We start from the raw sequence: 20,453 nt of genomic DNA, 5'->3' as shown, positions 1-20,453 counted from the left end.
CGGCTCCTTTCAGGCGATCTTGAAGACAGGGGCGGCGGGGGCGGAACCCCTACCGGCTTCGTGGCAGAACCCGCCGCCGCACAGGGGGGTACCGGGCAGCGTCGTACGGAAGGCGGTCCGGCAGACGGGGCAGTCGACAACGCGCGGCGCCGAGCGGCCGGTGTACATCTCGCGGGCCGGGACGATGTACTCCGTCGGGAGCTTCCGCAGGAGCTTGGACAGGTAGCCACCCGGACGGTAGGCCCGCCGGTTGAGCGACGAGTCCAGCGCCTTGAGGAGGGGCTCCTCGGGCCACCCGTTCCGCAGGCACCAGGCCACGGAACGGACCGCGAGGACACGCTCCTCGGGCTCGACGTTCACGAACCAACGGACGCGGTCGAGGATGGCCTCGGCCCGTGCGGGCGCCGCCTCCCACGCGGCACCCTCAAGGCGCGGCGCGGGGATGGTGCTCATCAGCGTGAAGCGGTCCGGCCGGCGGCCGTAGTTCTTCCCGTCGTGCGTCTGCACCGGCACCGGGACGAACGCGACAAGGTCCGCGTTCACGAGGTGGGGCCGGTGACGCTCGGCGGTCCGCAGGGAGACGCCCGCCGCCTTGGCGAGATCCTCCATCTTGATCTGTCCCTCCCACCCGATACCGGCGAGCGCGACGAGGCAGCGCGCACACGTCGGGTCCGGGGTGACGACGTTCGCGGCCCACTCCTGGGCCCCGGGGAGGAGCGGCTGACCGATCCCGCCCATGAGGGGCGTACGGCGGTCCGCGTCGATACGGGAGTGAGCGAAGAGGTGCGCGAGGTGATCTTGAGTCGCCCTCTTCTTGAGACCGACGACCTTCCCGAGTTCCTCGGTCGTGAGCCAATTCTCAGGTGCGGCGATCCGGTGATCTTCCAGCGCCGCAAACACCTTGTGGCAGTTGGGGCAGTCATCCGGGCTGATATCGCGGTGGGGTGCCACTCTTTCGGCCTTTCCGGCCGCTGCGGTGTCTCACCACGGGGGCCGTGGGTACACTCACAACAGACCTAGAGCAGGGTCACGCGCGAGCCTCATCGGCGGGAGCGGCTAACTCCCGATAACCCCGGTGGGGCTTTCGCACGTTTGGAGCTGTAGCGGAGATCAGGCTATGCGGCGGGGGTAATCGCGCCGACACCGCCCGTGATCAGGGCGTTAGACCGTAAAAACCTCCTGCGAGCCGCCGACGACGTCCGCCAACCTGACGTGCGGGAGCTTCCGCACGGCGTGCGTCGGACCGGCGAGGAGGTCGGGAACCGGGATGCCGTAGTGCCTCGCGAGCGAGTCGACGTCCCCGAGGCTGTACGCGGCGCGGCCGGTCTGCTTCCGGCTGAGCTGTCCCTGAGTGATCCGCAGACCCCTAGCCAAAGCAGTCTGGTTCTCCCCGCAGGCCCGCATCAGGGCGGCGACCGTCACACGGAGCGTGGACTCGCTAGAACTCATGGCGCTGGCGAACTTGCCCATATGACTTTTCCTCACCGTTTGTGAGCTGGACTCATAACGACAGGCCCACCACTGCGACAGCGGCGAGCGATCACCGCACACTCTTCCACGGTCGCAGGTGAACTACAAGTCTTGCTTGCAGATGACTTGTGTACGTGTCATCCTCGGCCCCATGAGTACACCAACCACACCGACGCTCGCAGACCTCCGCGAACAGGCCGAGCGGGACGCCAAGCAGGCTGAGGAGAGTAAGGCCAAGCTCCTTGAGGCCGCCGTCGAGGCCGCGGTGACCTCCACCGCTTACGGCCACGTAACCAACGTCGCCCGCGAGGCCAACATCACGGCGCAGTACCTCCGGGAGCTCGTCGAGCGCGCACACCCCGGGTGGCTCGCCAAGGCCGCCAAGAAGCGCGACGCCGACAAGGCCAAGGCCGCCGCCAAGGGCACAGCGAAGCGCCGTCCCGCGGGCAGGCGCGGGGGCGCGGCGGCGGCATGACCGAGCGCGTGTCCGATATGGCTCAGTGGGGCGTCGTCCTCCTGGGGAACGTCGTCCTCCTGGTGATCGCCGCCGGCATTTTCAAGGCGTGGATGCGCGCCGAGTGGGGGCGCGCGGTCACGTTCCTGGTGTTCGGATGCGCGTGGGCGGCGGCGGTCTACCTGGGGCCCGACTTCTTCCTCGGCCATGCCGACGAGATCGACTCGGCCACCAAAAAGCCCGCCGACCACAAGAGCGATGACGACGGTTTCGGGTTCCCGCTGTGGCTGCTGTTCGCCGTCGTGGGGTGCGCCGTCTCGGTCGGTATCGCCGCTGTGGCCGCGCCCATCGTCAGCCGCCGGCGGCGCCGAAAGGCCGCGCAACGCGAGCGAGTCGCCGCCACCCTCGACCGCCGCCGCGCCATTGAGGCCGACCACGACGAGGTTCGCGAGGCATACGGCCGGTACGCCGCCGACGTCCTGGCGTTCCTCGACCGCCCCGCCCTCGACGACGTCACAGTCCCGACCACCGCCCGGTTCCATCACGCCATGGACGCGGCCGAGGACGCCCGGCGCGGCGAGGATCTCGCCGCCTACCGGGAAGCCGTCAGCATCCTGAAAACCGCATGGCGGGCGGCCGACGAGCACGCCCGCAAGACCGGCGTCCGCCACCTGCCCAAGCAGGAGCGCGCCACCATCAGCAAGGCCCGCGCCCTCCTGGAGCGCGCCCTCGACGGCGCCGGCGGCGAACACGAGCGTCACGCCGCGTACGCCAAGGCCCGCGAGCTCCTCGACGGCATCCTCGTCATTCCCCGCCAGGCCGCCGCCGAGCTGGAGTCCCGCCACCGCCTCACCCTCACCAAGGCCGAGAGCTGAGAGGACCGAACCCATGAGCGCAGCACCCGCCGAGGAACCCCTCGACCCGTTCCACACGCACCCGCACGGGGGACCGCGGACGCTTACTCAACTGCGGGCCGCCCTCGCCGCCGCGCACCCCTCGGACCGCGAGGAGTTCGAGGCGGCCCTCGGCGAGCTCGACCTCGACGACCCCGAGGAGTACGCAACGCTCGTCCGGGTGTGGCGGCACCGCCTCGTCATGCGCACCACGCCGCGCATCCTCGCGGCCGTCGCCGCGAGCGCCGACCCGCAAGCGCCCCGGTGGACCTCGGACCAGATCCTCGGCGCGGGCCCCCAGGAGTCCGACCGGTGAGCGCCGGCGCCTCCTGGTCCGTCGTCTACAGCGACACCGGCCGGGCCGCCCTCGCCTCGGCCACCGTCGAGGAACGGGCCGCGATCCTGGCGTTCGAGAAGAAGCTCGCCGAGCGCCCGCACCACCTCGGCGAGCTCTACCCGGACCGTGTCGGCGGCCTGTACACCGCGCTACTCGCCGTAGGGGAGCGGCTCGCCTGGACGAGCGTTCTCTACCGGATCGACGAGGCCCGACGAGAGGTGCTCGTCGTCGTCATCGTCTCGGGCCCCTGATGTCCGACCGAGGCCAACACCCCTCGCCCACAGGAGAGTTCCCCATGTCGACGAACCCCGACGGCCAGCAGATCCCGCCCGCAGCCCTCGACCTCCTCCGTGAGCTCGCGAGCATGGGCCGCAAGGACGGCGTACGGCTCGAACCCGGCTTTGAGCTGAACCCGGATTCCGGCCAGCAGTACCGCACCGTCGCCGAGCTGGAGACCGCCGCCGGTGCGGCGCTCTCCACCCGCACGGTGAAGGAACACCTTCCGCACCTGCGCGATGCGGGCCGCATCCGGTCCTGACGCTCGTTGCATGGCAGAGGCCCCGCGCTCCGGAGCGCGGGGCCTCTGCCATGCCCGGGGGACTACTTCAAGGCGACGAGCGGGGAGCGCCGTCCCTTCCCCACGGTTCGCAGGGTCGGCCAATCGACCTCGGGGTGAGCGTCGGGCAGTGCTCCCACGTCGGCGGACCGGTAGAGAGGGACGTCGACCGCCCCGGCCCGGCTCGTTCCGAACCGGATTTCCCGCCACTCGGCCGGTGCGATCCATCCCAGGCGAACCATGTGATCCCAGTCCGTACGGCGGACACCGAGGCGGGCGGCGGCCTGGTCCGGGCCGAGCGGCGAGTCCGCCGCGACGAGCTCGGCGAGATCCGGACGGGCGCAGACCTCGGCCACCTGGGACGGGTGGACGAGGGAGCCGTCGGGGTTGGCGGACAGCTCGGTGAGCATCCCGGCCGCGATGAACCGGCGCACGACAAACGCCGTCACGGCCGGGGGCTCACCGGGAGCGTTCGGCGTGCCGAGGGCCTCGGCGATCCGGTCCGCGGCCTGCCGGCCGGACAGTGGATCGCCGGGCAGTCCGGCCGTGATGGCGTCCGGGTCCATCGCCTCGACGGCCGCCCGGGGCCATGTCCAACCGGGCTCCTCCGCCCGGGGCACGATGCCCGCATGAACGGCCCAGCGGAACGCCGTGATGGGCACGCGGAGCCGTCCGGCGGCCTGCCTCTCGTCGTACTCGGTGCGTCGCGTCATGGGTGATCGACCTCTCTCTCGGTGGGCCCAGGGTTGGGCGAATGGAAACGTGACAGATCATCACTAAACCGTCAAGTACCCGTGAAACGTGACTAGTTGGACTCATGCCGTCAGGCTGCGCCCGCGTACGCGAGGGGAAATCCACCCGTTCGGAGGGCGAGGCGGAGCCCGGGAACGCAAGAGCGCCCGACCCCTTCCGGGGCCGGGCGCTCTGTTCTGCGGGCGGTTCGGTGATCAGTCCAGCGGTACGGCGTAGCGCAGTGTCCAGCCGCGCCCGAGAGTGTGCCGGGTGACCTCGACGGCCCGGCCCTCGGCCGTGCGGCCGACGTGGGTCACGGTGAGGAGGAGCTCGCCCTCCTCGACGCCGAGCGCGGCGGCCTGGTCCGCCGTCGCGGGTCGCTGGTCGACGTCCTCGACGGCCTCGGAACCCTGCGAGAAACCCGCCTCGGCCATGCGCGAGATGATCCCGCCGGCGCCCGTGTCGACCGACTCGACCCCGGCCGCCTCGGCGACGTCCACCGGAATCCATGTGTTGACGAGCTGGACCAGGTCCTCGCCGACGAACATACGGCGGGCCCGGAGGACGGCGGCGCCCTCGACGGCGAGCAGCTCGGCGACGTCGGCCGGGGCCTCGGCCCGGCTCACGGTCACCTCGGCGCGAGGCTCGCCCCCGCTGCGGCGGGTCTCACCCTCGAACGCGCCGTGTGCCCCGCCCTCCTCGCGCTGCGCGGTGCGGTAGCGGCTGCGGGCGTCCCGGATGATTCCGGCGGTGCCGATCGTGTTCTGTGCCATGGGGTCGGTTCCCTTCTTGGGTGGTCAGTGCGTGGGGCCGAGCGGCCAGGAGTAGGACAGGCGCCACAGGTGCGAGGGCAGAACGTGACGGGTCACCTCGACCGCCCGCCCGTCCTCGGTGCGGCCGGTGTGGATGATCTCGATAACGCGCTGATCTTCCGTCATGTCGAGGGCGGCGACCTCCTCGGCCGTGGGGTTCCGGACCTCGATCTCTTCCGTGATCGTGGCCTGTGGGTGGCCGAGCTCGGCCAGTCTGGATTTCGACCCGCCCGGCCCGGTGTCGATCTCTTCGAGCTGCGTTCCCTCGGCGATCTCCAGCGGGAGGTATGAGGTCGCGAGCTGGACGGGTACGTCATCGGCCAGCATCCGGCGGCGCCGGGCGAGCACCGACACGGTGTGTGCGTCCACCCCGAGGGCGTCGGCCACCCATGCCGGCGGCTGGACATGTTCGGTTCCGGTGACGGATGTCGGGGTCATGCCGAGTCCGCGGATCTCGGCCTCGAACGCTCCCCGCGCCTGCCCCTCCTCGCGGCGGGCCCGTACGTACCGTGACGTCGAGTCCCTGACGATCTTGGACACGATCCGGTGGACGTACGCCCCCTTGCGGCCCTTGCTGATCAGCCCTTGTCCCGCAAGGAGGCGTAGGGCCTGCGCCGTCGTTCCCCGGTTGGTGTCGAGCTCGACCGCGAGTTCGTCCTCCGTCGGCAGCTTGGAGCCCGGGGCGTACGCCCCGGTCCTGATCCGTTCGCGCACCTCGTCGGCAACCAGTCTGAAAGTCGCTCGGCGCGGCTCGTCCTCTGTCATGTGGTCACCCTATCTGGAACCCATTCGCACGGCTTTGACTGCCATCACAGCATAGATGGAATCCGAATCGCTAGTAATGGAATCCAAGACTCTTGCAATGGAATCCATTCGATGATTCACTCAAGGCGTGCCGCTCGGCACAGGCAGTAACGGCCTTCGGGCCTGCATTGCTACGGACCGCCACGCCCAAAAGGGCGCGGCCCCGGGGCGTCTAGACCACGCTCCCGGGACCGCTCGGCGGACCGGCCCTGACTGACTCAGAGGAGTGATCCGCGTGAGCAACACCCTGCCCCAGATCGCACCGGAAACGCGACTTCCGATCTCCCCGGACACCCGCATGGACGTGTCCACCGTGATCGGCCTCGACCTCGACCTCGTCCTCGGGTTCGAGTACGAGATCCCCGCCGACCTCACCGAGGCCGAGCAGACCGAGGCCCTCCTCGCCGCGTTCGGCGAGGAGTACGCCCGGGTCGCCGCCCTGGTGGACATGATCGACACCGGGTTCGTGGACGTCCCCCGCTCGTACGGCCGTCTCCTCGTCCTCGCCGACGAGTTGGAGCGCGCCGACACCGCCGACGGGTACGAGTACGACGAGCTCGACGAGGGCCTCGGGCGGTGGGCCGCGTGACGATCACCCGCCGCGCCACCGGCCGCGCGCTGCGCGCCTCCCTCGGCCTCGCCGACCGGCTCCACCCCGCCGCCCTCCTGGCCCTGGTCCTCCTCCTCGGCCTCGCGGCTCACTTCGCCGCCCCCGTCGTGGTGACCCTCCTCGCCGCCGTGGTGACCGTGGCCAAGTCCGCGGCCTACCTCGCCGGGGGTGCCGTACTCCTCCGCCTCGCCGTCCGGTTGGCCGCCGACTTTCGCGCCGGCACCCCGGCCCCGGCCCCGGCCTCGCCCAAGATCCCGGCCCCGACCCCGGCGCCGTGACGGCCGCCGTGTGCGCCCTGGTCCGCGACGTCTCCACCGAGACCCTCGCCCGCCACGGCCTCACCGACCGGACCACCGCCCACCGGGACGCCCGGTGCGCCGAACTCTGGGCCGCCGAAAACCGCCGCCGCGCTGACCGCGCCGCCCTCGACTCCCTCGCCTCCCCCAGCAAGGAGACCCCCCAGTGAACGACTACTACAACGAGCGCCGACAGGACCGCGTCGCCGACCGCGAGCAGGACCGCGCCGACGCCCTCGCCGCCGCCGAACAGAAGCGGAAAGACGCCCTCGCCGCCGCCGAGCTCCGCCGCCAGGACGAGGCCGAGCGCGAGGAGCGCAACCGCCGCGCCCGCCGTGAGGCCGACCGCGAGAAGGCCCGCCGCAGCGCCGAGCGCAAGGCGGCCCGCGCCGCCCTGTACGCCAAGCTGCGCGGCGAGGGCGACACGGGCGGGGCGCTCCTGGTGATGTTCTGCGGGATCATCCCCGCCCTGTACTTCCAGCTCAAGGCGCTGAACGGCGAGAACCTCCCCGGCGTGATCTCCCTGTGCCTCGCCGTGATGCTGGAGGCGGGCGCCTGGGTCGCCACCGTGGCCGGTGAGCGCGCCAAGCGCGAGGGCCGCCCCACCGGCCGGTTCCGCGCCGTGATGTGGGCGTGCGCGTCCTTCGCCGCAGCGATCAACTACGTGCACGCCCCGGGTCCGTCCGGCGGGTGGCTCGCCTGGGTCCTCGCCGCCGCGTCGTACGCCGGCGTCTTCTTCTGGGAGGTCCGCGGCTGGGGCCGCCACAAGACCAAGGCGGGCCGCACCAAGGCGCAGCGCACCGAGGACCGCAGGCGCCGCCGCCACGACCGCAAGCGCCGCCGCAAGTTCCCCAAGGTCTACAAGCGCTACACCGCGATTCTCGCCGCCGCGCCGTACGGCTCCGTCGACACCGAGACCGCGTGGCGGTCCGCGTGGCACGACGTGCACCGGGCGCACCTGGGCATCACGGCCGACGTCCTCGCCGCCCGAGTGACTGCGGACAAGGCCCTCGCCGCTGCCGTCGCCAGTGCGGAGATGACCCCCGAATCCGTCGCCGTCGAGCTGTTCCTCGCCGACGTGTTCGCCCCCGGAACCGGGCCCGACGACGGCCCCCAGGACGGCCCCGGCGGCGGCCCCGACGGGGGCCCCGGAGACGGCCCGATCGGCGGCCCTGGTGGGGGCCGTGGGACCGCTACAGCCCTTGGGCGTAAAAGGAAGCAGGCTTCCGGCCGCACCTCGTCCAAGACCCCGGACAAGCCCCTCGCCGAGGCCGATCTCGACAAGGTTCGGGACCTCGCCGACGCCCTCCGGGACGTCTCGAAACTCTCCGTCGGAAACGTCCGCGCGGCCGTCGGCGGCGGGACGAACGCCTACCTGATCCGGCTGCGCGACGCGGTCAAGGCCGAGAGGAAGTCCAAGTGAGCGCCGCCTCGTTCCAGCCGCCCCGGCGCCTGATCCTCGCCGCCCCCGTCGGCATCTACTCGACGATCACCCTCGCCCCCGAGAACGGGTGGACCGAGGCCGCCATCATCGGCGCCGTCCTCTTCGCCCTGGTCCTCTTCGGCCCCATCCTCATCCGCGCCGCCGCCAAGGCGGCGGCCGTGCGGGCCGTCACCAAGGCCCGCAAGACCGAGAAGAAGGAAGGCGGCAAGAAGTGACCACCGACCGCAACGCCGACGGCGGCAACGCCTTCCACCAGATCGCCCGCGAGCTCGCCGAGACCGCCGACGCCCGCGCCGGCGCCGGGGACCACCGGATCGCCAAGACCGCCGCCGAGCTCGGCCTCCTCTACCTCGAACTCGCCTTGCACGCCCCGGCGGGCGAGCACGGGGCGAAGGCGTGGGAGGCCGCCGCCGAGGCGCGCGACTCGCTCCAGCACGGCACCGCCGTGGACGCCGCCGCCGCCACCGCCCGCGCCCGTCTTCACCTCGGCCTCGACTCCCTCGACCGCCCCGCCGCCCCGGCGCAGAACTGACGCCCCCGGGCCCGGCCGCTTCCCCCGCGCGGCCGGGCCGACGGCCCCTCTTCTTTCACCCCCGGAAGGACCCACGCCATGAGCACCACCACCACCGAGCACGGCGAGTCCGAGGCCGCCCTCGTCGACCTCTCCGCCTACCGCGACCCCGAGACCCTCGACCGCATCGAGGAGATGGCCCGCGCCGAGGTCCGCCGCACCGAGGCCGGTGTCGCAGACCTCCGCACCGGTACCGTCCGCCTCGACAAGCCCGACACGGACGAGGCCGCCGAGGGCGGGGTGTTCGAGCAGCTCGACGAGGAGGAGCTCGACGAGGACGAGCGCGCGTCCTGGGGACTGCGCCCCCTCATCCCCGAGACCTTCACCGACCCCGGCGTGTGGCGTCAGCGCCGCGCCGTCTGGACCAACGCCGCGGCCTACCACTCGTTGCGCAGCCCGGTCTACCTGTGGCGGTTCGCCCGGGTCTCCGGCCTCGGCGCCCGCGTCGGTCTGCGCGACGCGTGGAGCTTCCTTTTCGCGACGGAGTACGGGGACCTCGCCGACAAGGTGCGCAGGGCCAAGGCGGGCGCCGAGCACATCGCCGACCTGCGCGCCGACCGCCGCAAGGAGGCCAAGCAGCGGCGTAAGGAGCCGCTCACCGTCTACGCCCTGACCGGCTTCACCTCGTACGCGGCGGCCCTCCTCGCCCTGGGGGAGACGTGGGGACTGGCCCTCGCCTTCCCCGCGCTCATCCCGCTGGTGGGCCTCCTGTACGCCCTCGGTCACCGGGAGATGGTCCGCCGCACGCCGGACGAGACGTTCGCCCTCCTCGACAACGTGGTTGAGATGACCGACGGCCCGGTGACGGACGAGCGGATCACCAAGGTTCTGCGCGAGATCAAGGTCATTGGCGCCGAGGACGAGATCCGCCCCAACGGCCTCGCCACCCGTGACGAGGTCGGCAACCTCACCATCGGGTTCCGCCTCCCCGCCGGAACCGCGACGTTCGCCGTCCTGGAGCGCAAGGCCGAGGCGTTCGCCGGCGGCCTCGGCCTCCCCCTGGAGCGCATCGAGTTGACCGAGGGGGAGACGTCCAAGGAGGTCGTTCTCTGGGTCGCTCCCGTTGTCCCGTTCTCCGCGCCGGCGCCTGCCTCGCCCCTGGTCACGGCCGAGCGCTGGTCCATCTGGGACGGCGTTCCGTTCGGAGCCAACCGGAAGGGCATCCGCAAGGTTCTGCAAGTCCTGTGGTCGTCCATGCTGTTCGGCGGCGCCCAGGGATACGGCAAGACGGGCGCGATGTACATTCCGGCGGCGGCCGGGGTCCTCGACCCGAATTGCCGAATTCTCCTCGCGGACTTCAAGGGCGGCGCGGACTGGGAGGAGCTCGAAGGGATCGCACACCGCGCGATCATCGGCGCCGACCCGGCATCGGTCGAGGCGTTCGTCGAGCTCATCGACGAACTCATTGAAGAGATGGACAACCGGTTCGCGAAGATCCGGGCAATGCCGAAGCGTGAGCGCCCCGACATGCGCCTCACGCCCGAGATGGCCGAGGCCCACGGGATGCCCGTCCTCATGCTCCTGGTGGACGAGATTCAAGAGGCGTTCGGCGTTCTCCTCACCCGGGAGAAGGGCGCCCAGGAGTTCGCGGCCGTCGTCGAGAAGCTCGCCCGCCTCATCCGACGAGGCCGGGCGTGCGGCCTGATCATCGTTGCCGCCGCGCAGCGCCCCGACGCCAAGTCGGTGCCCACCGCGTTCCGTGACGTCATCCTCAAGCGCTACTCGGTGCACACCGTGGACGACACCTCGTCGGACATGATCCTCGGCGACGGCGCCGCCAAGCGCGGCCACACCGCCGCCGGACTCGGGAAGATCGGCGTGGGCATCCTCGCCGAGGAGGCCGGGGCCGAGAAGATCCAGCCCGACCGGATCACGCCGCAGGCGTTCGAGGAGATTTGCATCCGGGGCCGCGCGCTGCGGATCGCCGCCGGCACGCTCACCGGACACGCCGCCTCGGGTCTGCTGTCGGCGGTCGGCATCCTCGCCCAGATCAAGACCGCGTTCGACACGGCCGGGGTCGACGAGCTCGGCAGTGCCGACGTCGCCCGCCTCCTCAACGACCAGGACCCGGCCGCCGGTTGGGCGCAGCGCGACGGCGAGAGCGACAAGGCATGGTCGAGCCGGATCGGCGCCCGCCTCGGCCGCGAGATCGACGAGGCACTCGACGGCACCGGCCGGACCCTCGACCGCGTCAAGGTCCGCACCCTTGCGGGCACCGAGGGCCGCGGCTTCCGCCGAGCGGACCTCACGCTCGTACTCGGTGCATAACGGGTCGAAATGACGTGTCCGGGAAGGTGTCGCCACCGCAAAACCGCAGGTGGCGACGTGTCCCGGACGTGTCGGCCCCCCGGGCGGGGTGTCTGACGCGGACACCCCGCCCCGAGGCCCGACACCGCCCCGACACCCCCCAGACCTGCACAAATGCGGGCGAATCCCTCCCCAGGACACCGCCCCGACACCCCGAAACCCACGCGCGAGGAGTTCGAGCACCGATGGACGCCAAGACCCGCATTGCCCCCGCCGAGCCGGTTCTCTACCACCCCGAGCCCGTCGCGCCGCTCGTCCCGACCGCGACCCTCCCGTACCTGTCCCCGGTGCCGGTTCAGGGCGCCGTCGAGGCCCAGACCCCCGACGGACACCGGGTGTGGCTCCTGGTCTCCCGGATCGAGCCCACCGGCCCGGCCGCCGCCCCCGAGGCCACCGTTTCCCCCTCCGTCCCGGCCTGGGCCAAAACGACGGCGCTCCTGTCGCTCTCCCTGTCCGGCTCCTCGGTCATGGCCGCGTACGCCCTCGGACTGTTCGCCGAGGGCCTGGCCGAGCTCGTCGCCGCCCTGGTCCTCCTCGCCAAGTTCGGGTTCGTGCTCGCCCTGGTCCTGGGCCTCGTCGTCATCGTCGCCAAGCGGAAGACCGCCGGCGGCAACGTCACCGCGACGGCCACCAGCACGGCCACCGCCCGCGGATTCCTCGCCAAGGCCACCGCAACCGCCACGGCCACCGCCACCGCCAAGAAGTAGGGAGATACCGCCCCATGACCACGATCAAGTTCCGTGGGCAACTCACCGTCGGCGGCAACGCCGTCCGGTGCCCCGGCCGGGACAGTTCCCCGCGCGAGCTCACCCTCATGACGAGCGGCGCGGCCGTCACCGCCACATGCGGCGAGAAGCACAGGGGCGAGGGCGGCGGGAAGCGCGCGCAGTGCTTTTTCCCCGTCGCCGAGCTCACCGCCGCGAACCTCGCCACCCTCGCCCAGGGCAAGCCCGGCGCTTTCCGGCTCACCCTCCCGAAAGGGGCCACGGTCGAGGGTCGGATCGCCGCCGTCGGTGGCGGCGGCGCCGACTCGACGGCGGCCCGCGCCGCAGCCGCAGCGAACGCCAAGTCCGGCAAGACGGCCCCGGCCGGGCCCGCCAAGCCCGCCGGCCGCGCGACCGGCGGCGCGATGACGGCGGCTTTCGGGGCGCTCGCCGCAGTGGCGGGAGCGGTCGGGCAGACGGCCGGGGCCGTCGGACAGGTGGCCACCGCCGGGGCCTCGGCCGTCGGGTCGGTGGCCGACCTCGGCCGCGAAGGGATCGGCGCCGGACGCGACGTCATCCACGAGGCAGGCGCGTACGGCGAGCGCCGTCACCAACGCAAGATGCGCGGCGGCGGGGACGGCGGGGACGGCGGGGGCGAGGAGTAACCCCACCGCGAGGAGGCGCCCCCGAGGAGCCGCTCGTCCGGCTCCCCGGGGGCGCCTCCGCGTCCGGGGGTGCCGCCAATTGGCGGCACATCGTTCGAGGCCACCTCGAACGGGATTCGACAGAAGCAAGTCAACTCACAGTTGGACTTGTAGGTTACCTACTTCCTGTGTCATCGTGGGAACGCACCGACCGACTGACCGAACTTCCAAGGGGAGACCATGACCGAGAAGACCCACACCGCCGCCCCCGTCGGCCCCCTCCTCCTCGACGTCACCACCGACGGCGGCGAGGTCCGCGTCCGTGTCGACGCCACCGCGACGGCCGCACACGTCGTCATCCGCACCGCCGACGAGGACGGCCCCGCGGCCGAGGCCGTGCGAGGCGCCCGGATCATCCAGGACGGACAGCGCCTCGCGGTCGTCGTCCCCAAGATCGAGGGTGCCGACGGAACCGTGACCATCGGGAACATGCAGTTCAACGGGGGATTCGGCGGCGGCGTCCATGTCATGCAGAACGTGACGACCGTCGGGCGCGGCCAGACCATGACCGGCGTCACCATCGTGAACGGCCAGGTGATCGGCGGCGGAATGTCCGGCGGCACCGTCGTGCGGCCGGTCGAGGTTCTCGTCACCCTCCCCGCAGGGTCGGGCGTCCAGATGAAGGCCAAGGACGCCAACCTGACCGTGACGGGCCCGCTCGCCGCCCTCGCATTCGACGGCTACGACGGCAACGTGCGCGCCGGTCTCGTCGGCCGCATCAAGGCCAAGAGCTACAACGGCGACATCGAGGCCGACGGCGTACAGGAGTTCGCCGACGTCGAGACCTACAACGGAGACGTCGAGATCGGCTCGTACGGCGGCGGTGCCGCACGCCTCGTCACCTACAACGGCGACGTGCGGCTTTCCGCCTCGCCCGCCGCCGCCGGTGAACTGGCGGCCCGGACCTACAACGGCGACGTGCGCCTCCGGGGGACGAGTGGCCGCCCCGAGCTGAACGTGAAGGCGAAGACCACCAACGGGCGCGTCAGCAAGTAACGCCCCGCCTGCGGATCGCCAGAAAGGACCCGCGCATGACCCGCGCCCTGTGCCTCGTCGTGATGGTGGCTCTCCCCATCGTGACCGCCGTCATCCTCCTGCACGGCCACGTCTGACCCGCCCGCCCTTCCCGCCCGTCCGCCGGGCCCCGACCGAGGCCCGGCCACTGTTGAGGAGAACCCCCGTGCCCCAGTTCAACGCAGGTGACGAGGTCGAGATCGCCTCGTGCGAGGACGACCCCCGCGCGGCCGGCAGGACCGGCCGCATCGTGGACGAGGTCGAGCCGGGCCCGCTCACCGGGGGCCGGTGGACCGTGAACCGGATCGGTTTCCTGATCGGCCCCGTCCTGTGCCACTCGCACGAGTTGGTCAAGACCGGGCGGTGACGTCCGGTCTCGGTGGCGCCCCCGAGGACCCCCTCCTCGGGGGCGCTGCCGTGTCCGGTGCGTACCGCTATGCGGCAACGCCTTTCCTCGAAAATCAGTTCAACTCACAGTTGAACTTGTAGTTCACCTACTTTCTGTGTCATGGTGAACCCACCGCAGGACGCAACACACCGAAGGAGAAAGAACGTTGAAGCTCACCGCCCCGCAGACCGCCGCCCTCCGCCTCATCCATGACACCCCCGGCCGCGTCGCCGCCCGGGTGAACGGCGCGTCCGGCTGCTGGATCGGATTCCGGACCCTGCACCACCGCACCGAGGCCCGCCTCGTCGAGCTCTCCCTCGTCGAAACGGCCCCCGACGCGATCACCACGAAGGACGGGAACGAGGTCCCCGTCCTGCGACTCACCGCGGCCGGATACGAGGCCCTCGGCATCACCGCCCCGGCCGCCGACGAGACGCCCGCCGCCCCGGCCGCCGAGGACGTCCTCGGCCTGCCGATCTCGGACGGCTTCCGCATCACCTACACCGACGAGATCGGCGACACCCACCTCGACGCGGACAGTGCGACGTACCGCCTCGTCTGGGAGCACGTCACCACGAACCGCCCCACCGCCCCCCGATGGCTCCTCGGCCACCTCGCCGACGTCGCGTCACTCGTCGCGGACCTCGTCGAGGACGCCCAGGAACTCGCCTCCGAGACCCGCGCCCTCCGCCGCCAGTCCTGCGCCGAACTCCTCGGCCTCCTCTTCCACCACGGCGCCCGGCCGTGGCCCCTCACCGGCCACGGCACACGCCCCCTGGACGGCGTCGCGCACTGCGAGGACTGCGCCCCGTTCATCGGCTACGCAGCCCCGGCCGACGTCATCGCCGCCGAGGCCGCCGAGGACAAGAAGCGCGCCGACGAGGAAGCCGCCTACGAGGTGAAGCTCGCCGCCCAACTCCGCGCCGTCGAGGAGGAGATCGCCGCCACGTACGGCGAGCACATGCGGGCGGGACAGGTCGTCAGCTACACCAACCCTGACACCGGCAAGGCCGAACCCGCCGTCGTCCAGTCCGTCTACTACCGCGCGCCGGGCGAGGCGGGCGCCGACATCCTCCTCGTCACCGGACAGCCCGCCGGCGTCCTTGCCCAGGAGCTCGAACCGCTCCCCCCGCTCCCCGACATGGGCGAGCTCATCGAGGGCCGGTGGCTCATCACGGACAAGGCCGGTGAGGAGCTCGCCCGCGTCGAGGGGACCACCCGCGAGGAGGCCCTCGCCGCGGCCCGCCGCATCCCCGCCGTACGAGCCGCCGCCGCCCGGGACGGCGGCCTCGCCTCCCGCCCGCTGTGGACGTCGGACCTCGCCCGCACCTCCTGACCACACCGCCCGCCGGGGCCTCACCCGAGGCCCCGGCCTGCCCCAAACCGAGGAGAACACCCCATGCACCCGCCGCCGCTCCCCGCCCGCCTCTCCGACGCGCTCGCCCTCGTCTTCACCGCGAAGAACACCGTCCGGTGCTGGCAGACCGGTTGCGGCGTCCGCATCCGGTACCGCGCCACCACGGGGACCGAGACCCGACGCCTTACCGAGCTCGGCACGGACCACGACCGCCACTGACCCCGCCCCCCGGGGGGCCTCGAACGAGGCCCCCCGGCACACCGGAAGGACAGCCACATGAACACCTCGACCCGAAACCGCGCCACGCACGCAACCCCCCGACCGGCCGCCCGCCTCGCCCTCGGCCTCCTCGCCCTGGTCCACGCCGCCGTTCCGGCCGCCGGCGCCATCGCCGGGGCCTGGGCCGCCGATTCGCTCCTCGGCCCCGGCGTGACCGGCCCCGCCCGCGTCGCCTGCCTCGCCCTCGCCGCCGTCCTGACGCTCGCCGCCGTCGACCGCACGGTGACCGACCTCACCGACCGCGCCCACCGACGTACGTACGGACTGGTCCACGGCCCCCGCTCCTGGTCCTGCGAGGACTGCGAGACCCGCATCACCGCCCGGCGCTGGACGCCGTACGAGGCCGCCGCGTTCGAGGCGCACGTCTCCGACCCGGCCGCGCACGACTGCACCGCCAAGCCGTAGACGCCCCTTCCGGAACCCATCAGGAGACGAGGAACCATGAGCGAATACGCACCTGTGGACATCACGCCGCCCGAGCTGCGGCCGTCCGCTCTGGCCCGCTACGTGCCCGACTGGGCAGAGGCCGCACCCACACCGACCGACGTGCACGACTGGGACCGCCGCCGGGCGTCCGCGCTCTTTCCGTTTGAGCTCGACCACCGCGGTTGGCCGCTGCACCCTCACGGCCGCACCGGTCGCACCGGCCGCGCCCTCGGCCGCTGGGGGGAGAACGCCGCCGCCGACCCCATCGTGATCGCGGGCAGTGGCCACGGGCGGCGGGTACTGCTGATCACCCGGGACGACATCGAAGAGGAAGCCATCCCCGGCGGAATGGTCGACCCGGGCGAGACCGCGCCCGCCGCCCTGGTCCGCGAGCTGCGCGAGGAAACCGGCGTCGACCTTTCCGACCGCCGCCCGATCATCCTCGGCCGGCACCTCGTAGACGACTGGCGCAACAGCGATAACGCCTGGGTCGCGTCCACCAGTGCGCTCTACCTGTTGCCCGCCACGGTGCCCGCCGTCGGCGCCGACGACGCCCTCGAAGCCACATGGTGGCCCTTCGGTTCCCTCGACCAGCTCGACGCCGCGATCACCGCCGCCGGACGGCGCCTCTACGCCGCGCACCGCCCCCTGCTACAGCGCGCCTTGGACCACGTCGCCGAGTAGGAGCGCGCACACAGATCACGCCCCGCAGTCTCGCCGGGGCCTCGGTCGAGGCCCCGGCCCCACGGAAGGAACCGACAGATCATGAACCGCCGCACCTCGTACCCCGCCGTGTACGCCCTCCTGCGCGTGGCGGCCGACGTCGCCGACCACTGGGTACAGAGCGACCACCAGGCGCAGCACAAGGCCAAGCCGGGCGCCGAGGGACACCTCGCGCTCGCCGGACACGTGGCCTCGTACACCGCCACTCAGGCCGCCGCGCTCATCATCGGAAACCGGGCCCTCGGCCTCGGTCTGCGCCCCCGGAACATGGCCGCCGCGCTCGTCCTGTCCGGCGCGACGCACTACCTGATTGATCGCCGTTGGCCGGTCCGCAAGGCGGCCGAGGCCACCGGCAAGGGCAACTTCTACGAGCTCGGCGGGCCCCTCGGCGGGGCGTACTTGCTTGACCAGGCGACACACCACCTCGTCGAGGGATTCGCCGCGTACCTCGCCGTCCGTGACTGACCCGGTGCCGCGCCTCACCGAGAGGCGCCTAACCGCGCTGCGACTGGCCGTCGCGCACCCCCGGGGAAGCATCGACGCCCGCAGCGTTTCGAAGGCCGACGAGATCGCGCTCGAAACCCTTGGGTACGCCGATTCAATCGACGATTGCGGCCACGTGCAGGGGGCGCCGGACCCCGATCACATCCACCGAGGACACCCGCACTACTTCCGCATCACCGGCAAGGGCCGCGCTGCTTGCGCCACCGCCGGCACCATCGCAGAGGGAGAATCCAAGACCATGTTCCGCACCGGGAAGAACCACCCCGCCGACGCGACGGCGCCGGGAGCACCGGACACGGCGAGCACCGAGACGGACCTCGGCCTCGCGCAGCTCCGGGACCTCGCCGAGCTCCAGCGCGAGGCGGACCGGCTCCTCGTCGCCACCAGCCACCGCACCGCGTACGAGGAGCTCGTCGCCCGGCACGACTACCTCAAGGAACACGGAACCAACCTGCGCGAGTTCGCGGCCGTCCGTAGGGAGCTCGCCCCGTACACCGAGGGCCGCCGCCCGGTTCCGCCGCCGGTTGACCCCGCCGAGCTCATCACCTACCACCGCCGCCGTATCGCGGTGTTCGGCCCGCTCGCCGAGGCCGGGGTCGAGGGGGCCGCGGAGAGCCTCGCCGCCGCCGAGGCCGAGCTCGCCGCGGCCTGCCCCTTCTGCCGCATCGCGGCGGGTGCGGCACCGGCCGTGATGGTGCGCGAGTGGGACGACGCGTTCGCGATCCGCCCCCGCTCGGGGGGAGTCAACGAGGGACACGTCCTCGTCATCCCGCGCCGGCACGTCGCCGACGCCGTGGAAGACCCGACCGTGTCCGGCGCCACCATGACGCGGGCCTGCGAGCTCGGCGCCGAACTGGACTGTGACCTCAACCTGATCACCTCGGTTGGCGAATACGCCACGCAGACCGTGTTCCACCTTCACATTCACCTCGTCCCGCGCACCGCCGGGGACGGCCTGCCCCTGCCGTGGACGCCCCAGCACACCGGCCACCGGGACGGGGGCCACCAGTGACCGCCGTAACCGTGGTGTGGGCCCGAGAGTCCATCCCCTCGCCGTCCAGCCCGAGCGTCTTTCTCGCCGGACCGACGCCCGTCCTCGGCGGTCCCGTCCCCTCCTGGCGGCCGTCCGCCGTCGAGGCGCTTGCCGCCCAGTGGACCGGCGAGCAGACGCTCACCGTCCTGAGCCCGGAATCCCGGGGCGGCAAGCGGGCCGCGCACTATGACGATCAAGTCGACTGGGAGACGGAAGCGCGCGCCGCCGCCGACGCCGTCCTGTTCTGGATTCCCCGGGACCTCAACGGCGGCTTACCCGGCTTCACGACCAACGTCGAGTTCGGTCTCGACGTGGCCACAGGCCGGGCCGTCCTCGGCTGCCCGCCTGACTGCCCCAACCCTGAGCGCAACCGGTATTTGATCTACGTCGCCCGCCGTCACGGTGTGCCGGTACGAGACACGCTCACCGACACCGTGGCCGCCGCCCTCGACCTCGTCAGGGCGAAGGAGGAGGCCCGGCCCGTCGCCGAGAGGTAGGACCGGCTATCAGCTGACAGGAACGCCCGGCCGTCACCGACGGCCGGGCGTTCGCCTGTCCGCAGCGTGCGAGGCTGTGCTCACCAGGGCAAGGGGGAACGGATGACGAACACGCAAGGCCAGACCGCGAAGGACCGGAGGACGGCCGCGCAGTTGCTCGCCGCCGGCACCGCGTGCGCGCTGCTGACCGTCGGCACCGGACAGACATGGGCCGCGCTCCTGGCGGCCGGGTTGCTCGTCGGCGCCCTCATGACGTACCGGCGAACCGTCGCGGGACAGCCGTACGCGTATTGGATCGCCTGGGGCACCGGTACCGTCCTCGCCCTCCTCCTGGCCCAGGTCCAACCGCCGGCACGCCTGCTACTGCTGCCACTGGCCGGGGTCGAGGCCGTCGGCGCCGTCGTTCTGTTCGCCCTGTGGCGCACGCACCAGGGCGGACGGCGCGACTGGCTCGTCTGGAACCCGGAGGAGGGCGGCCTCCTGCGCCGGGAGTCGTTCAAGCGGGACGCGATCCGGTGGGCGAGGAACCATCACCGGCCGTGCCTGATTGACCGCGTCGACCGCGTTCCGGGGTTGGTCGGCGAGACGCCCTTGTACCCGCTCCGCGAGCGGCCGGAACAACAGGTGCCGCGCCCAGAGGCGTGAGCGGAGACAGCGAAGCGCCCGGCCGTCAACTGCGGCCGGGCGCTTGTGAGTTGGGGGAGCGGGGCGGGCTAAGTCGCCCCCGGGCGGGCGGGTGCCGCCTTGCTCCGCGCTATCGCCTGCCGAGTGGCTCGTACGGTGTCGACGGCCAGACGGAGCCGCTCGGCGCGCTCCCACAGTCGTTGCCGGTCATCGCTGCTCATCGCCATGCCCCCGGTTGCACCTCGACATAGGACCACTGGGCCCGCCGGAACGTCGCGTGCGCCGTGTCCCGCGAGTGTTCGGCCATCCAACGGTTGAGGTTCTCCTCGGACTCCTGGGGGCCCGAGTCCGCCCCGCAGTCGGCATCGTCGCCCGTCACGCACACGGCCTGATACGTCGGCAACGTCGACTGATCCGCGGTGAAGTTGTAGGCCCGGAACCGGTACGCGGCCCTCATCGCGGCCGGTCGGCGTGATGAGCGAGGCCGCCGTACTCGCCGGTCATGGGGTCGCGGGAGCTCACCGTCATGGTGATGTTCCACTCCCACACCCCCTCGCGCGCGCCGGGCACCCGGGCGAGCGCGAGGGAGTGCGGTTCGAGGGTGGGAGCCCGCCGCAGCGTCTCGGCCGCCGCGTCCAGTGCTGCCGAGGGCGTCGCCCCGGTGCACACCAGGGCGGTGAGCGCGCTCACGGAGACGTCGCTCGCGCCGCTTAGGTCGAGGCCCGCCACGACTTCGCTCGCCTCGTCGAGGCTGCGGACGAGGTCGTGAGCGAACAGGGGGGCAGTGTCAACGCGGACCGCTTCGACGGCCCCCTCGAACGGGCGGCGGGCGGCGGGCAGATGTCCGCCGGCGGGTGGTTCGGATGGTGGGCTTTGGTGTGTGGTGTGCGCCATGTCCGGACCGTAAGGCCGGT

The 20,453-nt window shown here is 72.0% G+C and carries 31 protein-coding genes; 24 read left to right on the top strand and 7 right to left on the bottom strand.

Annotated elements, in window-relative coordinates; all coding sequences use genetic code 11:
* Positions 1 to 9: 9 nt before the first annotated feature.
* Both OOK07_RS42880 and OOK07_RS42875 read right to left on the bottom strand, forming a co-directional pair.
* On the bottom strand, positions 10 to 951 hold the full coding sequence (locus tag OOK07_RS42880; RefSeq protein WP_266802704.1) for a hypothetical protein: 942 nt from the start codon (positions 949 to 951) through the stop codon (positions 10 to 12).
* A 210-nt stretch (positions 952 to 1,161) separates the two neighbouring features.
* Complete coding sequence (locus OOK07_RS42875) at positions 1,162 to 1,449, bottom strand: helix-turn-helix domain-containing protein (protein WP_266802702.1); 288 nt, start codon at positions 1,447 to 1,449, stop codon at positions 1,162 to 1,164.
* A 172-nt stretch (positions 1,450 to 1,621) separates the two neighbouring features.
* Here OOK07_RS42875 and OOK07_RS42870 point away from each other — a divergent pair, with 172 nt between their 5' ends.
* From OOK07_RS42870 to OOK07_RS42850, 5 genes are read left to right on the top strand one after another with little or no spacing between them, the layout of a single operon-like run.
* Positions 1,622 to 1,945, top strand: a complete 324-nt coding sequence (locus tag OOK07_RS42870) for a hypothetical protein (protein ID WP_266802700.1) — start codon at positions 1,622 to 1,624, stop codon at positions 1,943 to 1,945.
* Entirely contained in the window at positions 1,942 to 2,799 is an 858-nt protein-coding gene (locus OOK07_RS42865) for a DUF2786 domain-containing protein (RefSeq protein WP_266802698.1), read from the top strand. Before OOK07_RS42870 ends, OOK07_RS42865 begins: the two co-directional genes overlap by 4 nt.
* A gap of 13 nt (positions 2,800 to 2,812) precedes the next feature.
* Positions 2,813 to 3,133: a hypothetical protein gene (locus tag OOK07_RS42860; RefSeq protein ID WP_266802696.1), complete on the top strand. Its 321-nt coding sequence runs from the start codon at positions 2,813 to 2,815 to the stop codon at positions 3,131 to 3,133.
* On the top strand, positions 3,130 to 3,405 hold the full coding sequence (locus tag OOK07_RS42855) for a type II toxin-antitoxin system RelE family toxin (protein WP_266802694.1): 276 nt from the start codon (positions 3,130 to 3,132) through the stop codon (positions 3,403 to 3,405). The genes OOK07_RS42860 and OOK07_RS42855 overlap by 4 nt, the downstream gene beginning before the upstream one ends.
* A gap of 44 nt (positions 3,406 to 3,449) precedes the next feature.
* A complete protein-coding gene (locus OOK07_RS42850; RefSeq protein ID WP_266802693.1) occupies positions 3,450 to 3,692 on the top strand; it encodes a hypothetical protein in 243 nt (80 codons plus the stop codon).
* A gap of 62 nt (positions 3,693 to 3,754) precedes the next feature.
* Here OOK07_RS42850 and OOK07_RS42845 read toward each other — a convergent pair whose 3' ends face one another.
* From OOK07_RS42845 to OOK07_RS42835, 3 genes are all read right to left on the bottom strand, one after another.
* Positions 3,755 to 4,423 carry a hypothetical protein gene (locus OOK07_RS42845; protein ID WP_266802691.1) on the bottom strand — a complete coding sequence of 223 codons (669 nt, stop codon included), beginning with the start codon at positions 4,421 to 4,423 and terminating at the stop codon, positions 3,755 to 3,757.
* Positions 4,424 to 4,657: 234 nt separating this feature from the next.
* A complete protein-coding gene (locus tag OOK07_RS42840) occupies positions 4,658 to 5,215 on the bottom strand; it encodes a UTRA domain-containing protein (RefSeq protein ID WP_266802689.1) in 558 nt (185 codons plus the stop codon).
* A 24-nt stretch (positions 5,216 to 5,239) separates the two neighbouring features.
* Positions 5,240 to 6,019 (bottom strand): GntR family transcriptional regulator, encoded by a 780-nt coding sequence (locus OOK07_RS42835; protein ID WP_266802687.1) that lies wholly within the window; start codon positions 6,017 to 6,019, stop codon positions 5,240 to 5,242.
* Between the two features lie 274 nt (positions 6,020 to 6,293).
* Between OOK07_RS42835 and OOK07_RS42830 the strand changes: the two genes are divergently transcribed.
* From OOK07_RS42830 to OOK07_RS42740, 19 genes are all read left to right on the top strand, one after another.
* Positions 6,294 to 6,647 (top strand): hypothetical protein, encoded by a 354-nt coding sequence (locus tag OOK07_RS42830; RefSeq protein WP_266802685.1) that lies wholly within the window; start codon positions 6,294 to 6,296, stop codon positions 6,645 to 6,647.
* Positions 6,644 to 6,946, top strand: a complete 303-nt coding sequence (locus tag OOK07_RS42825; protein ID WP_266802683.1) for a hypothetical protein — start codon at positions 6,644 to 6,646, stop codon at positions 6,944 to 6,946. The genes OOK07_RS42830 and OOK07_RS42825 overlap by 4 nt, the downstream gene beginning before the upstream one ends.
* Positions 6,943 to 7,134 (top strand): hypothetical protein, encoded by a 192-nt coding sequence (locus OOK07_RS42820; RefSeq protein ID WP_266802681.1) that lies wholly within the window; start codon positions 6,943 to 6,945, stop codon positions 7,132 to 7,134. The genes OOK07_RS42825 and OOK07_RS42820 overlap by 4 nt, the downstream gene beginning before the upstream one ends.
* Positions 7,131 to 8,387, top strand: coding sequence for a DUF2637 domain-containing protein (locus OOK07_RS42815; protein ID WP_266802679.1), 1,257 nt, complete (start codon positions 7,131 to 7,133; stop codon positions 8,385 to 8,387). Before OOK07_RS42820 ends, OOK07_RS42815 begins: the two co-directional genes overlap by 4 nt.
* Positions 8,384 to 8,623 (top strand): hypothetical protein, encoded by a 240-nt coding sequence (locus OOK07_RS42810; RefSeq protein ID WP_266802677.1) that lies wholly within the window; start codon positions 8,384 to 8,386, stop codon positions 8,621 to 8,623. The genes OOK07_RS42815 and OOK07_RS42810 overlap by 4 nt, the downstream gene beginning before the upstream one ends.
* A complete protein-coding gene (locus tag OOK07_RS42805; RefSeq protein WP_266802675.1) occupies positions 8,620 to 8,940 on the top strand; it encodes a hypothetical protein in 321 nt (106 codons plus the stop codon). Before OOK07_RS42810 ends, OOK07_RS42805 begins: the two co-directional genes overlap by 4 nt.
* Positions 8,941 to 9,018: 78 nt before the next feature.
* Positions 9,019 to 11,247 carry a P-loop NTPase family protein gene (locus tag OOK07_RS42800; protein WP_266802673.1) on the top strand — a complete coding sequence of 743 codons (2,229 nt, stop codon included), beginning with the start codon at positions 9,019 to 9,021 and terminating at the stop codon, positions 11,245 to 11,247.
* Between the two features lie 224 nt (positions 11,248 to 11,471).
* Entirely contained in the window at positions 11,472 to 11,993 is a 522-nt protein-coding gene (locus OOK07_RS42795) for a hypothetical protein (RefSeq protein ID WP_266802671.1), read from the top strand.
* A gap of 14 nt (positions 11,994 to 12,007) precedes the next feature.
* Complete coding sequence (locus OOK07_RS42790; protein ID WP_266802669.1) at positions 12,008 to 12,655, top strand: hypothetical protein; 648 nt, start codon at positions 12,008 to 12,010, stop codon at positions 12,653 to 12,655.
* Between the two features lie 219 nt (positions 12,656 to 12,874).
* On the top strand, positions 12,875 to 13,690 hold the full coding sequence (locus tag OOK07_RS42785) for a DUF4097 family beta strand repeat-containing protein (RefSeq protein ID WP_266802667.1): 816 nt from the start codon (positions 12,875 to 12,877) through the stop codon (positions 13,688 to 13,690).
* 184 nt (positions 13,691 to 13,874) lie between these two features.
* A complete protein-coding gene (locus OOK07_RS42780; protein WP_266802665.1) occupies positions 13,875 to 14,075 on the top strand; it encodes a hypothetical protein in 201 nt (66 codons plus the stop codon).
* A 187-nt stretch (positions 14,076 to 14,262) separates the two neighbouring features.
* Complete coding sequence (locus OOK07_RS42775; protein WP_266802663.1) at positions 14,263 to 15,432, top strand: hypothetical protein; 1,170 nt, start codon at positions 14,263 to 14,265, stop codon at positions 15,430 to 15,432.
* Positions 15,433 to 15,495: 63 nt separating this feature from the next.
* Positions 15,496 to 15,672: a hypothetical protein gene (locus tag OOK07_RS42770; protein WP_266802661.1), complete on the top strand. Its 177-nt coding sequence runs from the start codon at positions 15,496 to 15,498 to the stop codon at positions 15,670 to 15,672.
* Between the two features lie 57 nt (positions 15,673 to 15,729).
* On the top strand, positions 15,730 to 16,137 hold the full coding sequence (locus OOK07_RS42765) for a hypothetical protein (protein WP_266802659.1): 408 nt from the start codon (positions 15,730 to 15,732) through the stop codon (positions 16,135 to 16,137).
* A gap of 36 nt (positions 16,138 to 16,173) precedes the next feature.
* Positions 16,174 to 16,842: an NUDIX domain-containing protein gene (locus OOK07_RS42760; protein ID WP_266802657.1), complete on the top strand. Its 669-nt coding sequence runs from the start codon at positions 16,174 to 16,176 to the stop codon at positions 16,840 to 16,842.
* An 81-nt stretch (positions 16,843 to 16,923) separates the two neighbouring features.
* The gene (locus OOK07_RS42755; protein ID WP_266802655.1) at positions 16,924 to 17,346 is read left to right on the top strand and encodes a transcriptional regulator; all 423 of its coding nucleotides are present in this window, start codon (positions 16,924 to 16,926) and stop codon (positions 17,344 to 17,346) included.
* Positions 17,339 to 18,397 carry an HIT family protein gene (locus tag OOK07_RS42750; RefSeq protein WP_266802654.1) on the top strand — a complete coding sequence of 353 codons (1,059 nt, stop codon included), beginning with the start codon at positions 17,339 to 17,341 and terminating at the stop codon, positions 18,395 to 18,397. Before OOK07_RS42755 ends, OOK07_RS42750 begins: the two co-directional genes overlap by 8 nt.
* Positions 18,394 to 18,915, top strand: coding sequence for a nucleoside 2-deoxyribosyltransferase domain-containing protein (locus OOK07_RS42745; protein ID WP_266802652.1), 522 nt, complete (start codon positions 18,394 to 18,396; stop codon positions 18,913 to 18,915). Before OOK07_RS42750 ends, OOK07_RS42745 begins: the two co-directional genes overlap by 4 nt.
* A 102-nt stretch (positions 18,916 to 19,017) precedes the next feature.
* Positions 19,018 to 19,560 carry a hypothetical protein gene (locus tag OOK07_RS42740; protein WP_266802650.1) on the top strand — a complete coding sequence of 181 codons (543 nt, stop codon included), beginning with the start codon at positions 19,018 to 19,020 and terminating at the stop codon, positions 19,558 to 19,560.
* Positions 19,561 to 19,756: 196 nt separating this feature from the next.
* On the opposite strand, the gene OOK07_RS42735 is transcribed toward OOK07_RS42740, so the two are convergent.
* Entirely contained in the window at positions 19,757 to 19,996 is a 240-nt protein-coding gene (locus OOK07_RS42735; protein ID WP_266802648.1) for a DUF7848 domain-containing protein, read from the bottom strand.
* Positions 19,993 to 20,433, bottom strand: coding sequence for a hypothetical protein (locus OOK07_RS42730; RefSeq protein ID WP_266802646.1), 441 nt, complete (start codon positions 20,431 to 20,433; stop codon positions 19,993 to 19,995). Before OOK07_RS42730 ends, OOK07_RS42735 begins: the two co-directional genes overlap by 4 nt.
* Positions 20,434 to 20,453 lie beyond the last annotated feature (20 nt).

It is taken from the genome of Streptomyces sp. NBC_00078, assembly GCF_026343335.1.
Lineage (GTDB): Bacteria > Actinomycetota > Actinomycetes > Streptomycetales > Streptomycetaceae > Streptomyces.
Note: the sequence above shows the minus strand (reverse complement) of the source record. Positions and strands in the feature narration are given on the sequence as shown.

What these genes read in the sequence shown, in the direction of transcription:
- OOK07_RS42770 (WP_266802661.1), top strand. Translation starts at nt 15,496, where the DNA reads ATGCACCCGCCGCCGCTCCCCGCCCGCCTCTCCGACGCGCTCGCCCTC.
- OOK07_RS42850 (WP_266802693.1), top strand. Translation starts at nt 3,450, where the DNA reads ATGTCGACGAACCCCGACGGCCAGCAGATCCCGCCCGCAGCCCTCGAC.
- OOK07_RS42755 (WP_266802655.1), top strand. Translation starts at nt 16,924, where the DNA reads ATGAACCGCCGCACCTCGTACCCCGCCGTGTACGCCCTCCTGCGCGTG.
- OOK07_RS42735 (WP_266802648.1), bottom strand. Translation starts at nt 19,996, where the DNA reads ATGAGGGCCGCGTACCGGTTCCGGGCCTACAACTTCACCGCGGATCAG.
- OOK07_RS42795 (WP_266802671.1), top strand. Translation starts at nt 11,472, where the DNA reads ATGGACGCCAAGACCCGCATTGCCCCCGCCGAGCCGGTTCTCTACCAC.
- OOK07_RS42860 (WP_266802696.1), top strand. Translation starts at nt 2,813, where the DNA reads ATGAGCGCAGCACCCGCCGAGGAACCCCTCGACCCGTTCCACACGCAC.
- OOK07_RS42730 (WP_266802646.1), bottom strand. Translation starts at nt 20,433, where the DNA reads ATGGCGCACACCACACACCAAAGCCCACCATCCGAACCACCCGCCGGC.
- OOK07_RS42765 (WP_266802659.1), top strand. Translation starts at nt 15,730, where the DNA reads ATGAACACCTCGACCCGAAACCGCGCCACGCACGCAACCCCCCGACCG.
- OOK07_RS42800 (WP_266802673.1), top strand. Translation starts at nt 9,019, where the DNA reads ATGAGCACCACCACCACCGAGCACGGCGAGTCCGAGGCCGCCCTCGTC.
- OOK07_RS42875 (WP_266802702.1), bottom strand. Translation starts at nt 1,449, where the DNA reads ATGAGTTCTAGCGAGTCCACGCTCCGTGTGACGGTCGCCGCCCTGATG.
- OOK07_RS42865 (WP_266802698.1), top strand. Translation starts at nt 1,942, where the DNA reads ATGACCGAGCGCGTGTCCGATATGGCTCAGTGGGGCGTCGTCCTCCTG.
- OOK07_RS42870 (WP_266802700.1), top strand. Translation starts at nt 1,622, where the DNA reads ATGAGTACACCAACCACACCGACGCTCGCAGACCTCCGCGAACAGGCC.
- OOK07_RS42740 (WP_266802650.1), top strand. Translation starts at nt 19,018, where the DNA reads ATGACGAACACGCAAGGCCAGACCGCGAAGGACCGGAGGACGGCCGCG.
- OOK07_RS42845 (WP_266802691.1), bottom strand. Translation starts at nt 4,423, where the DNA reads ATGACGCGACGCACCGAGTACGACGAGAGGCAGGCCGCCGGACGGCTC.
- OOK07_RS42835 (WP_266802687.1), bottom strand. Translation starts at nt 6,019, where the DNA reads ATGACAGAGGACGAGCCGCGCCGAGCGACTTTCAGACTGGTTGCCGAC.
- OOK07_RS42785 (WP_266802667.1), top strand. Translation starts at nt 12,875, where the DNA reads ATGACCGAGAAGACCCACACCGCCGCCCCCGTCGGCCCCCTCCTCCTC.
- OOK07_RS42840 (WP_266802689.1), bottom strand. Translation starts at nt 5,215, where the DNA reads ATGGCACAGAACACGATCGGCACCGCCGGAATCATCCGGGACGCCCGC.
- OOK07_RS42760 (WP_266802657.1), top strand. Translation starts at nt 16,174, where the DNA reads ATGAGCGAATACGCACCTGTGGACATCACGCCGCCCGAGCTGCGGCCG.
- OOK07_RS42790 (WP_266802669.1), top strand. Translation starts at nt 12,008, where the DNA reads ATGACCACGATCAAGTTCCGTGGGCAACTCACCGTCGGCGGCAACGCC.